This is a genomic window from Bradyrhizobium sp. (assembly GCF_049798375.1).
Classification (GTDB): Bacteria; Pseudomonadota; Alphaproteobacteria; order Rhizobiales; family Xanthobacteraceae; genus Bradyrhizobium.
The window spans coordinates 1-14,432 of the sequence record NZ_JBARGP010000729.1; the positions used below are offsets into that span (position 1 = coordinate 1).

General features: G+C 64.1%; 12 protein-coding genes. 5 read left to right on the plus strand and 7 right to left on the minus strand.

Features of this window, described 5'->3' with window-relative positions:
- Positions 1–209: 209 nt before the first annotated feature.
- From mdh to WA702_RS28195, 4 genes are all read right to left on the minus strand, one after another.
- Positions 210–1,178: a malate dehydrogenase gene (gene mdh, locus WA702_RS28180; protein ID WP_425113819.1), complete on the minus strand. Its 969-nt coding sequence runs from the start codon at positions 1,176–1,178 to the stop codon at positions 210–212.
- Positions 1,179–1,414: 236 nt separating this feature from the next.
- Positions 1,415–2,596 (minus strand): cell division protein ZapE, encoded by a 1,182-nt coding sequence (gene zapE / locus WA702_RS28185; RefSeq protein WP_425113820.1) that lies wholly within the window; start codon positions 2,594–2,596, stop codon positions 1,415–1,417.
- A 145-nt stretch (positions 2,597–2,741) separates the two neighbouring features.
- On the minus strand, positions 2,742–3,278 hold the full coding sequence (thpR, locus tag WA702_RS28190) for an RNA 2',3'-cyclic phosphodiesterase (RefSeq protein ID WP_425113821.1): 537 nt from the start codon (positions 3,276–3,278) through the stop codon (positions 2,742–2,744).
- Between the two features lie 203 nt (positions 3,279–3,481).
- Positions 3,482–4,114: an arylesterase gene (locus WA702_RS28195; protein ID WP_425113830.1), complete on the minus strand. Its 633-nt coding sequence runs from the start codon at positions 4,112–4,114 to the stop codon at positions 3,482–3,484.
- A gap of 55 nt (positions 4,115–4,169) precedes the next feature.
- Here WA702_RS28195 and WA702_RS28200 point away from each other — a divergent pair, with 55 nt between their 5' ends.
- The 4 genes from WA702_RS28200 to WA702_RS28215 all read left to right on the plus strand — a co-directional run bounded on the left by WA702_RS28200 (position 4,170) and on the right by WA702_RS28215 (position 9,150).
- Entirely contained in the window at positions 4,170–4,931 is a 762-nt protein-coding gene (locus WA702_RS28200; RefSeq protein ID WP_425113822.1) for an ABC transporter ATP-binding protein, read from the plus strand.
- Positions 4,928–7,489 carry an ABC transporter permease gene (locus WA702_RS28205; RefSeq protein WP_425113823.1) on the plus strand — a complete coding sequence of 854 codons (2,562 nt, stop codon included), beginning with the start codon at positions 4,928–4,930 and terminating at the stop codon, positions 7,487–7,489. Before WA702_RS28200 ends, WA702_RS28205 begins: the two co-directional genes overlap by 4 nt.
- Positions 7,490–7,744: 255 nt before the next feature.
- Entirely contained in the window at positions 7,745–8,536 is a 792-nt protein-coding gene (locus tag WA702_RS28210; RefSeq protein ID WP_425113824.1) for a Bax inhibitor-1/YccA family protein, read from the plus strand.
- A gap of 83 nt (positions 8,537–8,619) precedes the next feature.
- Positions 8,620–9,150, plus strand: a complete 531-nt coding sequence (locus tag WA702_RS28215) for an N-acetyltransferase family protein (RefSeq protein ID WP_425113825.1) — start codon at positions 8,620–8,622, stop codon at positions 9,148–9,150.
- Positions 9,151–9,288: 138 nt separating this feature from the next.
- On the opposite strand, the gene WA702_RS28220 is transcribed toward WA702_RS28215, so the two are convergent.
- The 3 genes from WA702_RS28220 to acnA form a co-directional block, all read right to left on the minus strand.
- Positions 9,289–9,660: a DUF2794 domain-containing protein gene (locus WA702_RS28220; RefSeq protein ID WP_425113826.1), complete on the minus strand. Its 372-nt coding sequence runs from the start codon at positions 9,658–9,660 to the stop codon at positions 9,289–9,291.
- A 491-nt stretch (positions 9,661–10,151) separates the two neighbouring features.
- On the minus strand, positions 10,152–10,919 hold the full coding sequence (locus WA702_RS28225; protein WP_425113827.1) for a DUF1223 domain-containing protein: 768 nt from the start codon (positions 10,917–10,919) through the stop codon (positions 10,152–10,154).
- Positions 10,920–11,079: 160 nt separating this feature from the next.
- Positions 11,080–13,800 carry an aconitate hydratase AcnA gene (gene acnA / locus WA702_RS28230; protein ID WP_425113828.1) on the minus strand — a complete coding sequence of 907 codons (2,721 nt, stop codon included), beginning with the start codon at positions 13,798–13,800 and terminating at the stop codon, positions 11,080–11,082.
- A 233-nt stretch (positions 13,801–14,033) separates the two neighbouring features.
- Here acnA and ccmA point away from each other — a divergent pair.
- On the plus strand, positions 14,034–14,432 hold a 399-nt coding region (ccmA, locus tag WA702_RS28235), incomplete at its 3' end, for a heme ABC exporter ATP-binding protein CcmA (RefSeq protein WP_425113829.1).

A 14,432-nucleotide genomic window follows, 5' to 3' on the forward strand; every position in this document is an offset into this window, starting at 1 on the left:
CGCAGCACCGGCACGCCCTTGGAGATCGGCACGCCGAATTCATGCAGCAACGCCTTGGCCTGGTATTCGTGAATATTCATGCGAGCATGCTCCCGACCCCGCAGTGGGGTGACTTGCAAAGTTCCACAACCTCAGCTGTTTGGTATACGATATACCAAGCAACTGCAACCCGGTCGCCGCAGGCGGAATCTCCGCCCGCGGCCTGCGCCTTAGCGACCGAGCAGGTCCGGCGCGATCTTCTTGCAGGCGTCAACCAGCCCCTGCACCGAGGCGACCGACTTGTCGAACGCCTCGCGGTCCTTGCCGCTGAGCTCGATCTCGACCACTCGCTCGACACCCTTGGAGCCGATCACGACGGGAACGCCGACATACATGTCCTTCACGCCGAACTCGCCATTGAGGTAAGCCGCGCAGGGCATGACACGCTTCTTATCGCGCAGATAGCTCTCGGCCATCGCGATCGCGGAAGCGGCCGGCGCATAGTAGGCCGAGCCCGTCTTGAGGAGGTTGACGATCTCGGCGCCGCCATTGCGGGTGCGGTCGACGATCTCGTCGATCCGGGCCTGCGAGGTCCAGCCCATCTTGACAAGGTCGGGCAGCGGGATGCCGGCGACGGTCGAATACTTGGCCAGCGGCACCATGGTGTCGCCGTGGCCGCCGAGCACGAAGGCGGTGACGTCCTCGACCGAGACGTTGAACTCGTCGGCCAGGAAGTAGCGGAAGCGCGCGGAGTCGAGCACGCCCGCCATGCCAACCACCTTCTTGGCCGGCATGCCGGACGCCTTCTGCAGCGCCCAGACCATCGCGTCCAGCGGGTTGGTGATGCAGATGACGAAGGCGTCGGGGGCATATTTCTTGATGCCCGCGCCGACCTGCTCCATCACCTTGAGATTGATCGACAGCAGGTCGTCGCGGCTCATGCCGGGCTTGCGCGGCACGCCGGCGGTGACGATGCAAACCTTGGCGTTGTCGAGCGCCTCATAGGAGTTGGCACCGCTGTAATGGGCATCGAAGCCGTCGACCGGCGAGGACTGGGCGATGTCGAGCGCCTTGCCCTGCGGCACGCCTTCGGCGATGTCGAACATCACGACGTCGCCGAGCTCCTTCAGGCCAATGAGGTGAGCCAGCGTTCCGCCGATCTGACCGGAGCCAATCAAAGCAATCTTGTCGCGCGCCATGGGAATTTCCTTTGAACCCGAACGGGTGGAGGGGGGTTGAAAAGCCGACTGGCTGGTTATCCCTTTCGCCTGACGCGTTCAAGTCAACCTATGCCCAATCGGCGGCGCTGCCCTGATTTCAGCCAGAGCGGGACCACCGGAACGTGGGGTCGCATGCGAGCACCGCCGCGAAGGTGTTTTGCGACCTGTGCCCGCTGGCGGGATTTGTGTCCGAGAAGGCCCGAGAGCCCGATGCGTCAGGTCTCGACCAGACCAGTCGAGCTGCCGCTGGCCGTGGAATCCTTGCGGCCGTGCGCGAGCGCGAGATAGGATTCCGAGCCCATCTCGATCAGCCGCGACGAGGTGCGCTTGAACTCGTTGGCCTCGACCCCTTCGTGCGCGAGGTAGAGAGAAACTGGATTGGCCTCGGCGGAGGCGATCAGCTTCACCGCATTGTCATAGAGCGCGTCGATCAGGGTGATGAAACGCTTGGCGGCGTTACGGTCGGCATAGTCCATCACCGGGACGCGATCGATCATGATGGTGTGATAGTCCTGCGCGAGCCGCAGATAGTCGGAGGCCGCAAGCGGCTGCTGGCATAATTCGGCGAACGAAAACCGTGCCACGCCATTGGCCGAGCACGGCACATGCAGGACACGCCCCTTGATGGCGATGTCGCGCGGCTTGCCCTTGGCGTTGCCGGTCAGCTTCGCGAAGGCCTTGTCGAGCGCGGCCTCCGCATCCGCATTCGGCGGCACCAGCCACATCTTGACACCGGCGAGCTTCTCCAGTCGGAAATCGGTGCGGGCGTCGAGCCGCACCACATCCATATGGTCTGATATCTGCTTGATGAACGGCAGGAACAGCGCGCGGTTCAGCCCCCCTTTGTAGAGATCCTCGGGCGCGACGTTGGAGGTTGCCACCACCACCGTGCCGAGCTCGAACAGCTTGGCGAACAGTCGCCCCAGGATCATCGCGTCGGCAATATCCGTGACGTGAAATTCGTCGAAGCAGAGCAGCCAAGCATCCTCGAAAATCGCATTCGCGGTCAGCGCGATCACATCGGTGTCGGCGAGCTCGCCGCGGCCGATGCTCTGGCGGTAGCCGTGGACGCGCTCGTGCACCTCCGCCATGAATTCGTGGAAATGGGCGCGCCGCTTGTGCTCGACCGGACAGGCTTGGAAGAACAGGTCCATCAGCATGGTCTTGCCGCGGCCGACCTCGCCGTGGACGTAGAGGCCGTGCGGCGGCTCGCTCTTGTCGGAGAACAGCCGCCCCAGCAGACCCTGCTTGCGGACAGGCTTATAGCTCGACAGCCGCCGCTCGAGTTCGGCCAAAGCATCGGTGACCTCGGCCTGGGCCGGATCTGCTTCGATTGTGCCGGAATCGACCAGCGCCTGATATTGGGCGCGAAACGCGTCGGAGGGAGTGGACAACATGAGCCCAGTTTAGGCCATGAGACTTACGAAAATTGCAAGCCGCCAATTGGTCGAGGCGGCCATGCGGATTCAACCTCTGGCCTTGGTATACGGCGCGCAAAGATCGTCAGGACGTCGCAACCACCCCGAAACCAGCATGACGCCGTCACGCACACAATTCGTAGGCGTCCTCGACCACATAAGGCCCGCCGCCGGTAGAGGCGCGCGCCGAGAACAGCACGAAGCGTTCGGCCGTGAACACGCGGCTGGGGAAATAGCCACGCACCGAGAGGTAGTCGGCGACGTCCTGGCTGGAAGCATCGTGCAGCCTTGCCAGCGTCACATGCGGCACGAATTTGCGTCCCTCCGGATCGAGCCCGATCCGCTGCATCATCCGCTCGAGCTCGGCCTGCAGCTCGATCAGCGGCCGGCTCGGCGCGATGTTGGCGATCACGGCACGCGGCTTGCGGCCGCCGAAGCTCGACAACCCCTGCAGGGTCACCTCGAACGGGGGGCGATTCACCCGCCACAGCATCGCGGCGATCTCGTTGGCGGAGGCGCCGTCGATGTCACCGATGAAGCGCAAGGTGACGTGGTAATTTTCGGGATCAATCCAGCGGGCGCCGGGAAGGCCGCCCCGCAAGCTGGAAAGCGTCTGGCCGACTTCAGTCGGGATTTCCAGTCCAGTGAACAAACGCGGCATCGTTGAGGGCTCCCGATGCTTGAGGCTGACCCCGAAGTTTGACGAGATCATGCCTCGAAAATTCCGGCGGCGAATCGCCGGTGTCAACTTTCTACCGAAATTATATGACTCCACGACGGAGTGGGCGTTAACGGCCCAAAAAGTTGCGGAAAAGCTTGACGTTCAAGGTTATTTTGTTGTGTCGCTGACCGCCTATTCAAAGGTTATTGCCCACGAAATGGCTGCAGGAATGCCTCCACCGTGGGCAACATCTTCGCAACGATGATGTCGACACCCGCCGCGGTCGGGTGAATGCCGTCGGCTTGATTGAGCTTGGGGTCGGCAGCGACGCCGTCGAGATAGAACGGATAGAGCGTCACGCCGAACTGCTTGGCGAGATCGGGGTAGATCGCGTTGAACTTCGCGGCGTAGTCGCTGCCATAGTTCGGCGGCGCCAGCATGCCGCAGAGCATCACGGCGATGCCGCGCGCCTTCAGTCGGGTCACGATCTCGGTCAATGCACCACGGGTCACGGCGGGATCGATGCCGCGCAGCGCGTCATTGGCGCCGAGCTCGACGATCACGGCTTCGGTTCCCTGAGCCACCGACCAGTCCAGCCGGTCGCGTCCGCCCGAGGCGGTATCCCCGGACACCCCGGCGTTGGTGATGTCGACGTCGAGCCCCTTGTCCTTCAAGGCCTTTTGCAGCTTCGCCGGGAACGCCTCATTGGCCGGCAGGCCGAGACCGGCACTCAAGGAATCCCCGAGCACCACGAGCTTGACCGGCTTGACCGCGTCAGCTCGGGCGGCGACCGGGAGCGCCGTCATCAAGCCGAACATCAACACGAGTATGTGCACGAGACGCGCGCCCCTCCCCTCGACCCGGCTTGCCGAAGTGCCATATGACCGAGCCATGGACAGTCTCATCGAATCGTCTCCGCTTGCCGGCCTTGTTGCCAGCCCTATTGCCAGGCCTGGGCCGGACACCATTGCCATCTCCAACGTCGACCTGTCGCTTGGCGCCGGTGCCGCGCGGGTTCACATCCTGAAGGATATCAGCCTGCGCGTCGGCCAGGGCGAGACGATCGGCCTGATCGGGCCCTCGGGATCTGGAAAATCCACGCTGCTGATGGTGATGGCGGGGTTGGAGCGTCCGGATAGCGGTGAGGTGGTGGTCAATGGCACGCCTTTCAATGCCCTGGACGAGGACGCCCTGGCGCGATTCCGCGGCCGGCAGGTCGGCATCGTGTTCCAATCGTTCCACCTGATCCCGACCATGACGGCGCTGGAGAACGTCGCAGTGCCGCTGGAGCTGGCCGGTCATGACGATGCGGCCGCGCGGGCGGCGCAGGAGCTGGAATCGGTTGGCCTCGGCCACCGCATGCACCATTATCCGAGCCAGCTATCCGGCGGCGAGCAGCAGCGTGTGGCGCTAGCCCGGGCGCTGGCACCGGACCCGGCGATCCTGGTCGCCGACGAGCCGACCGGCAATCTCGACGACACCACCGGCAAGCAGATCGTCGATCTCCTGTTCACCAAGCATGCCGAACGCGGCATGACCCTGGTGCTGGTCACCCACGACAGCGCGCTCGCGCATCGCTGCGACCGCGTGGTGCGGCTGCGCTCGGGCCGGATCGAAAGCGACAACAAAGCCCAAGTCAAAGTCGAGGCATGAGCACGATCTCCGAGCCAATCAGCGGCCGCCGCACGGCCTCGCTGCCGCTCATTTATGCCTTGCGCGAGCTGCGCGGCGGCTTGCGCGGCTTCTATGTCTTCATCGCCTGCATCGCGCTCGGCGTGATGGCGATCGCCGGCGTCGGCTCGGTCGCAGCAAGCCTGAACGATGGATTGACGCGCGAGGGCCGCACGCTGCTCGGCGGCGACGTCGCCTTCTCGCTGTTTCAACGCGAGGCGAAGCCCGACGAGATCGCCTTGCTGCGCGGGCGCGGGCAGGTGTCGGTCGTAGCCACCACGCGCGCGATGGTCCGCTCCGCCGGCGGACAGCTCGCGCTGGTGGAGTTGAAGGCGGTGGACCAGGCCTATCCGTTATTGGGACAACTCGATCTCAAGCCGGCGATGGCGACGACTGAGCTGTTCGCCGAGCACGACGGCACCTTCGGTGCGGCGGTCGATCCCGTGCTGCTTGCCCGGCTCGACCTGAAAGTCGGCGACACCGTCACGCTCGACAACACGCGCTTCCAGATCCGAAGCCGGCTCGAGGCGGAGCCGGACAAGCTGTCCGGCGGCATGGGTCTCGGTCCACGTTTTCTGATCAGCGAAGCCGGGCTGCGGGCCACCCAGTTGCTGCAGCCCGGCAGCCTGGTGCGCTGGATCTATCGCGTGCGGCTACCCGATGGCGCCGATGACCATGCCGTCACCTCTGTGATCGACGACGCCCGCAAACTTTCCGCTGGCTGGCAGGCGCGCAGCCGCAGCAACGCCTCGCCGCAGCTCGAACGCAACATCGACCGCTTCACCCAATTCCTGACACTGGTCGGGCTTGCGGCGCTGCTGGTCGGCGGCGTCGGTGTCGCCAATGCAGTCAAAAGCCATGTCGATCGCCGCACCGAAGTGATTGCGGTCTTCAAGGCGCTCGGCGCCACCGGCCGCGACGTGTTCGGCATCTATCTCACCCAGGTGATGATGCTGGCGGGCGTCGGCTCGGTGATTGGCCTCGTCGCAGGTGCGGCACTGCCCTTTCTGATCGTCGGCCTGTTCGGCAAGCTGCTGCCGTTGCCGGTGATCCCCGCGCTGCATCCGGACGAACTGGCGCTGTCCTTCGTCTACGGCCTTCTCACCGCGCTCGCCTTCGGCCTGTGGCCGCTCGGCCGCGTTCGCGACGTGCCGGTCTCCGCATTGTTTCGGGAGGCCGTGATCGCGCAATGGCACCGGCCGCGCTGGCGCTATCTGGCGCTGATGGCGGTCGTGGTCGCGCTCCTGATCGCGGTGGTGATCGGGCTCGCCTATGACAAGCGGATCGCGGCTGTCTTCGTCGTCGCTTCCGTCCTGGTGTTCGCGCTGTTGCGCGGGATCGCGGCCATCGTGATGGCGGTGGCGCGCCGCCTGCCCCGATCCCGCTTCCCGATGGTCCGGCTCGCGGTCGCCAACATCCACCGGCCCGGCGCGCTGACGCCGTCGGTGGTGATGTCGCTCGGCCTCGGGCTCGCGGTCTTGGTGACGATCACGCAGATCGACGGCAACCTCCGACGCCAGTTCCTGGCGGCACTGCCGGAGCACGCGCCGTCCTTCTTCTTCGTCGACATTCCCGCCGCCGAAGGCAATCATTTCGCCGATTTTCTCAAGCAGGTTTCGCCGCAATCGACCGTGGAAGACGTACCGATGCTGCGCGGACGCATCGTCTCGGCGCGCGGTATCCGTGCCGAGGACATCAAGGCCACGCCGGATGCGGAATGGGTGCTGCAGAGCGACCGCGGCCTGACCTACACCGGCGAGATCCCGAAGGGATCGACCATCGTCGAAGGCAAGTGGTGGGGACCGAATTACGAAGGCCCGCCGCTGGTCTCGATCGAGAAGAAGATTGCCGACGGCATGGGGCTGAAGCTCGGCGACGAGATCGTGATCAACGTGCTCGGACGCGACATTCCGGCCCATATCGGCAATATGCGCAACATCGACTGGCAGGCGCTCGGCATCAATTTCGTGCTGGTGTACTCGCCGGGCGCCTTCAAGGGCGCGCCGCACACCCATGTCGCCACCCTGACCCAGCCGAGTTCGAGCGTCGAAACCGACGCAATGATCATCCGCAAGGTGGCCGACGCCTTCCCGACGGTTACCAGCGTCCGCGTCCGCGAGGTGATGGAGACGGTCGGCACTATGGTCGCGAACCTGGTGCTGGCGATCCGCGGCGCCAGCGCCGTGACCCTGATCTCGGCGATCCTGGTGCTCGGCGGCGCGCTGGCCGCCGGCCATCGCCACCGTGTTTACGATGCCGTGATCCTGAAGACGCTCGGTGCCACCCGGCTGCGCCTGCTCGGGGCCTACGCACTGGAATATCTGCTGATCGGGCTCGCCACCGCCGCGTTCGGGGTCCTGGCGGGCTCGGTGGCCGCCTGGCTGATCGTCAGCCGGCTGATGACGCTGAGCTTCGCCTGGCAGGCCGGCAGCGCGGCGACGGTGGTCGCGGCCGCGCTGATCGTGACCGTCGGCCTGGGCCTGATCGGTACCCTGCTGGCGCTCAACCAGAAACCGGCCACCGTGTTACGGAATCTATGATACTTTTGCCGTGCATCGCGCACGGTTAACGCGCATGCTCGGGGCGGATGCGCGCGGAGCGACATTCAGCCGCGCGTGGAAGCTTGCGACGGATGTGCTAGTTTCCCACTTATGGATAAGTTCAGAGCTCCGTTATCGACATTGATGACACAAATTTAATGTCAGTCGCGTGAGGCATCTGAGATAGGGTTTTTCGAGCGCCGGCGGGACCTCCCTCAGGGGTGGATCGCCGGACAACCAAACGGGAATTCGACCATGTCGGACCTCAACCGCAACTACGCTTCTCCTTTCGGCCGGGCCGCCGGACGGACGGATGCCGCAGCCGTCGATGCCGGCCTGCGCGCCTATATGCTGCGCATCTACAATTACATGAGCGTTGGCTTGGCCATCACCGGCTTGGCCGCGCTCGGCGTCTACATGGCGGCCGTGACCAGCGATCCGTCCCAGGTGGCGTATCACTTCCGCGACATCGGGCTGACCTCGTTCGGCTACGCGATCTATTTCAGCCCGCTGAAATGGCTGTTCATGCTGGCGCCGCTGATCATGGTTTTCGCGCTCTCTGCCGGCATCAACCGCCTGGCGCCCTCGACCGCCCAGATGATGTTCTGGGTGTTCTCGGCGCTGATGGGTGTGTCGCTGTCGTCGATCTTCCTGATCTACACCCACACCTCGATCGTGCGGGTGTTCTTCATCACCGCGGCGACCTTCGGTGCGCTCAGCCTTTACGGCTACACCACGAAGCGTGACATGACCGGGTTCGGCTCGTTCCTGTTCATGGGCCTGGTCGGCATCGTGATCGCGAGCCTGGTCAACCTGTTCCTGGCAAGCTCGGCGCTGCAGTTCGCGGTGTCGGTGATCGGCGTGTTCGTGTTCGCCGGCCTCACCGCCTGGGACACGCAGCGGCTGAAGAACGAATACATCTACGGCTACGCCTCCGCCGGCGGCGACATCGCCGAGCGTGCGGCGATCACCGGCGCGCTGTCGCTGTACCTGAACTTCATCAACCTGTTCACGCTGCTGCTGCAGCTGCTCGGCCAGCGCGATTAATCGAAGATCGAGGTTTTAGAACTCGAGCCCCGGCCTCACCGCCGGGGCTTTTCTTTTGCCAGCCTGGAAAATAATCTCACCCCATGCCAGCAGTCGAAATCCGCCCCACGCAACAATCCGACCTTCCCGCCATCACCGCGGTCTACGAACAGGCTGTGCTGACGGGCACCGCCACCTTCGAGCTCGAGCCACCTGATCTGGCCGAGATGACGCGGCGCTTCCGTAGCCTAAGCGACGGCGGTTTCCCCTATTTCACCGCGTTGCTCGACGGCCGCGTTGCCGGCTATGCCTATGCCGGGCCCTACCGGCCGCGGCCGGCCTATCGCTTCACGGTCGAGAACTCGGTCTATCTCGATCCTATCAGCCACCGGCGTGGCATCGGCTTGCGGCTGATGCAGGAACTGATCCCGGCCTGTGAGGCGCGGGGCTTCCGCCAGATGATCGCGGTGATCGGCGATTCCGCCAACGCCGCCTCGGTCGGCCTGCACACCAGATGCGGCTTCCAGATGATCGGCACCCACCCGAATGTCGGCCTCAAATTCGGCCGCTGGCTCGACACGGTGATGATGCAGCTGCCGCTCGGCGAAGGTGCGGCCACGGTGCCGGCAACGTAATTGGTGAGCTGTCATTCCGGGACATCGCGACAGCGATGGGACCCGGAATCCCGAGCTGATAAGCTCTCGACCATCAATTCGGGATTCCGGGCTCGCAGCGTTCCGCTGCGCCCCGGAATGACGACGTGAGGCAATCCGTCAAACCAGCGCCGGCTTGGGCGCGAGCACCAGCAGCACGCGCTCCAGCTCGTGGCCGCGGCGCAGGATCAGGCCGGTCGCCGAGATGACGCTGTACATACCCTGCTTGCGCGCCAGCCGCGGGTCCTTCTCGATGCGATACAACGGGACCTCCGAGGCCCGGCGGAATACCGAGAACACCGCGCGATCGCGCAGGAAATCGATCGAATAGTCGCGCCACTCACCATTGGCAACCATCCGGCCGTAGAGATTCAGAATGCGATTGAGCTCAAGACGGTTGAACGTCACGCGGCTCGGTACATTTGCCGCGGCGGCACTGCGGGCCGCCGCGCGGTTCTCGCTGGGATCGGCATCCTCCGGTACGAGAGTCATCGCGCGCCTCCTGTCATCACCATGACATGATCGCGCCATCCAGCGGTCGCCGCAAGGGGCCTTGGACGATGCTTGGCCTTTAGCCGACCCTTGGCCGATGGAGTCGTTTCGTCGGCTGCCAGGGCGAACTGCTGTCAAGAAATCCGTAACGTCACGGGATCGTTAGCCGAATCATAATGACGCCCCACTTCCGCCCAGCGCGTGCCCCCGTAGCCGAGCATAACGTGAGTGTGAGTTGGCCCGGTTCTTTCAGCTCCGGATTCCTCAGCCCCCAGCCCCCCGGGGCGGTCGGGACCGGGCCTATCACAGACCCCTGGAGATGAAGGGCCAACGAAAGTTGGTCCTTTTGCTTTTTCAAATCAAGTTTTGTTCAGGCCCGGTTTTGCGAATTGAGCGCGGCCGTTCTCGGCCGCAGGCGTCTGCAAGGGACGCGCGAATACCACTGCCGGAGCCGTTGACGGCCGGCCTGGCAGATCCAACTGAAAAGCGAATCAGTTCAGCGAGGTATAGGCCGCGCCGAGCATCGGGCCGGGCCGGTCGCGGCTGCCGTCCTGCACATAGACGGCGGCGCCGTCGATCCCATCATGCGCGATATTGTCCAACGGCACCGTCCAGCTTCCGGGAGTCCCGTTCCAATCGCCGATCTTGGTGAGGTTTCGAACCACGTTGTAATAGGTCAGCTCGCGCCCCTGGTTCTCGCCCCGGCCGATCGAGATCGGCACGGCGTGAGAGATCGAACACAGCCAGACCTCGCCGTGCTTACGCGGCGTATGCTCGTCGGCCGCCGCCACCGAGACGGTCAAGTGCCGGCCGTCGACAGCCATATGCACGGGTACCGACATGACGCCCGGACCTTGTCCGGTGTTCTCGATCGCATGCTCGATGGCGTCGCGGTCGCTGCCGATCACATGCACTTCGCCATTGACCACGGCCTGCGGCGTGTAGACCTCGCGATCGCCGCGCATCCGCGAATAGGCACGCTGCCGCGCCGAGAACCGCGCGTCGGCCAAGGTGTCCTTCCACCCGAGATAGTCCCAATAGTCGATCGGCATCGAGAGCGCGATCACCGACGGGTCCTTGGCGAGATCGCCGAGCAGCTTGTCGGCCGGCGGGCAGGACGAGCAGCCCTGCGAGGTGAAGAGCTCGACCACCGCCTTCGGGTCGGCATGGGCAGGACGTATGACGGCAACGATCGCACAAACACCCAGAGCCGCACCTGACCACCGCGCAATCCTGGGAAAGACCATCATCGCTACCATACCTGAGCTACTGGGCGTCGAACCGTGCCGCGTTAATAATTTCCGAAGAGCCTGTGAGTTCGATCCATCACCGAACACAAAGAAGGCGGCCTTCGTCATAGGCCGCCTTCTTCATCACCCGCTACTCACTTCGAGGTGAGCCAATCGGTCGCAGCAACCGCTACGCGGCAAGCTTGCGCAGCACATAGTGGAGGATGCCACCGTTTCGATAGTAGTCGAGCTCATCGAGCGTATCGATGCGGCATAGCAGCGGCACTTTCTGCAGCGCACCATCGGCTGAGACGATTTCGGCCGTCAGCGTCTGCCGCGGCTTGAGGTCGCCCTGCAGCCCGCGGATGGTGACCTTCTCGTCGCCCTTCAAACCGAGCGACGACCACGACGTGCCTTCCTGGAACGTCAGCGGCAGCACGCCCATGCCGACCAGGTTGGAGCGATGGATGCGCTCAAAGCTCTGGCAGATCACGGCGCGAACGCCGAGCAGCCGGGTGCCCTTAGCAGCCCAGTCGCGCGAGGAGCCGTTGCCGTATTCGGCGCCGGCGAACACGACCAGCGGCACCTTCTCTTCCTGGTATTTCATCGCGGCGTCGTAGATCGACATCTGCTCGCCGTCGGGCCAATGCTTGGTGAGGCCGCCCTCCGGGATGTTGCCGTCGGCGCCCTTGAGCATGAAGTTCTTGATGCGGATGTTGGCGAAGGTACCGCGCATCATGATTTCATGGTTACCGCGCCTTGTACCGTACTGGTTGAAGTCGGCGGGACGGACCTGGTGCTCGCTGAGATATTTGCCGGCGGGCGAGGTCAGCTTGATCGAGCCGGCCGGCGAGATGTGGTCGGTGGTGATCTTGTCGCCGAACATCGCCAGGATCCGGGCCTCCACCACGTCCACGACCGGATCAGGCTCCTTCTTCATGCCTTCGAAGTAAGGCGGGTTCTGCACATAGGTCGAGCTCATGTTCCAGCGGTAGGTCTCGCTCTCGACTGTCTTGATCTTGCGCCAATTGGTGTCGCCCTTGAACACGTCGCCATAGCGCTTCTTGAAGATCGACGCCTTCACGTACTTCTTCATGAAGTCGTTGATCTCCTTGGTGGTCGGCCAGATGTCCTTCAGGTACACCGGCTTGCCATCCTTGCCGTTGGCGATCGGCTCGGCTGCGAGATCCTTGGTTACGGTGCCGGCGAGCGCATAGGCCACGACCAGCGGCGGCGAGGCAAGATAGTTGGCCTGTACGTCCGGCGAGACGCGGCCTTCGAAGTTGCGGTTGCCCGACAGCACTGCCGCCGCCACGACGCCGTTGTCGTTGATCGACTTCGAGATGTCCTCCTGCAGCGGACCCGAATTGCCGATGCAGGTGGTGCAGCCGAAGCCGACCAGGTTGAAGCCGACCTTGTCGAGCTCCTTCTGCAGACCGGAATTGTCGAGATATTCGGCGACCACCTGGCTGCCTGGGGCAAGCGAGGTCTTGACCCAGGGCTTGGCCTTCAACCCCTTGGCGGCGGCGTTGCGGGCCAGCAGGCCGGCGCCGATCAGGACGCTCGGATTGGAGGTATTGGTGCAGGAGGTGATCGCTGCGATCACCACGTCGCCATGGCCGATGTCGAACTTGTGGTTCTCGACCGGGAAACGCTGCCCATCGGCCTCGGGCTTCTTGTACTCACCAGCCAGCGCGGTCGAGAAACCTTCCGCGACCGCCGGCAGCGCGATGCGGCCTTCGGGACGCTTCGGACCGGCCATCGACGGCACGACGTCGCCGAGATCCAGCGTCAAGGTCTGGGTGAACACCGGATCGGGCGACTTGGCGGTGCGGAACAGGCCCTGCGCCTTGGCATAGGCCTCCACCAGCGCCACGCGCGGCGCCTTGCGGCCAGAGACCTTCAGATAATCGATGGTCGACGCATCGACCGGGAAGAAGCCGCAGGTGGCGCCGTATTCCGGGGCCATGTTGCCGATGGTCGCCTTGTCGGCCACCGAGAGGTTGTCCAGGCCGGCGCCGAAGAACTCGACGAACTTGCCGACCACGCCGAGCTTGCGCAGCATCTGGGTGACCGTGAGCACGAGGTCGGTGGCGGTAACGCCTTCCTTGAGCTTGCCGGTCAGCTTGAAGCCGACCACGTCGGGCAGCAGCATCGACAGCGGCTGGCCGAGCATGCAGGCCTCGGCCTCGATGCCGCCGACGCCCCAGCCGAGCACGGCGAGGCCGTTGACCATCGTGGTATGCGAATCGGTGCCGACCAGCGAATCCGGATAGGCGACCTCGAAGGTGCCGGTGGTGCGGCCGACCGTCATCTTCTCCTTCTTGGTCCAGACCGTCTGCGCCAGATATTCGAGATTGACCTGGTGGCAGATGCCGGTGCCGGGCGGCACCACGGAGAAGTTCGAGAAGGCCTTCTGGCCCCATTTCAGGAATTCGTAGCGTTCCTGGTTCTGCTTGTATTCCTCGGTGACATTCTTGGCGAACGCCTTGTTGTCACCGAAGAAGTTGACGATGACCGAGTGGTCGATGACGAGATCGACCGGCACCAGCGGATTGATCTTCTCGGCGTCGCCGCCAAGCGCCTGCATCGCATTGCGCATCGCGGCGAGGTCGACCACCGCTGGCACACCGGTGAAGTCCTGCATCAGCACGCGCGCCGGGCGGAAGGCGATCTCATGCTCCAGCGTCTTCTTCTTCAGCCATTTGGCGACGGCGAGGATGTCTTCCTTTTTAACGCTGCGGCCGTCCTCGTTGCGCAACAAATTCTCGAGCAGCACCTTCATCGAATACGGCAGCCTGGAGATGTCCTTGAGACCGTTCTTCTCCGCGGCGGCGAGGCTGTAGTAGATGTAAGTCTTGGTACCGACCTTGAGGGTCTTGCGGCTCTTGAAGCTGTCGAGCGAGGTCATGCGTGGAAATCCCAATTGATCGTGATACCCGGAGGGGGTACTTAAGGACCGCCAGCGCGAAGCGCCTGGCGGATTGCAGCGGGGTACTGTGTGCTGCATCAAGCTCCGGCTTATAGAAGCTTTCTAACCCGCCCGCCACAGCGACAAGCAAACCGCGACGTGGCATCACCCTCAAATTCTCACACGGTAGCCATCATTTTCGAGGGGCTGCGACGACGGACGATGCGGCGCGCATGAAGCTCTCAGGGATCGATGTCAGGTGCGTGCGCGGCGAGCGAGAGGTGTTCGCCGGCCTGAGCTTCCAGGCCGATGCCGGTGAGGCGCTGGCCGTGACCGGGCGCAACGGAGCCGGCAAGACCTCGCTGCTGCGGCTGATCGCAGGCCTGCTGATGCCGGCCGGCGGCACGATCGTGCTGGAGGGCGGCGATGCCGAGCTGACAGTCGCCGAACAGGCGCATTATCTCGGCCATCGCGACGCCTTGAAGCCGGCGCTCAGCGTCGCCGAAAACCTGTCGTTCTGGGCCGATTTCCTTGGCGGCGGCACCGGCCGGGCGCTCGCCGATTGCCTGACCGCGGTCGGGCTCGGCCATGCCGTCGCGCTTCCGGCGGCGACGCTCTCCGCCGGCCAGCGC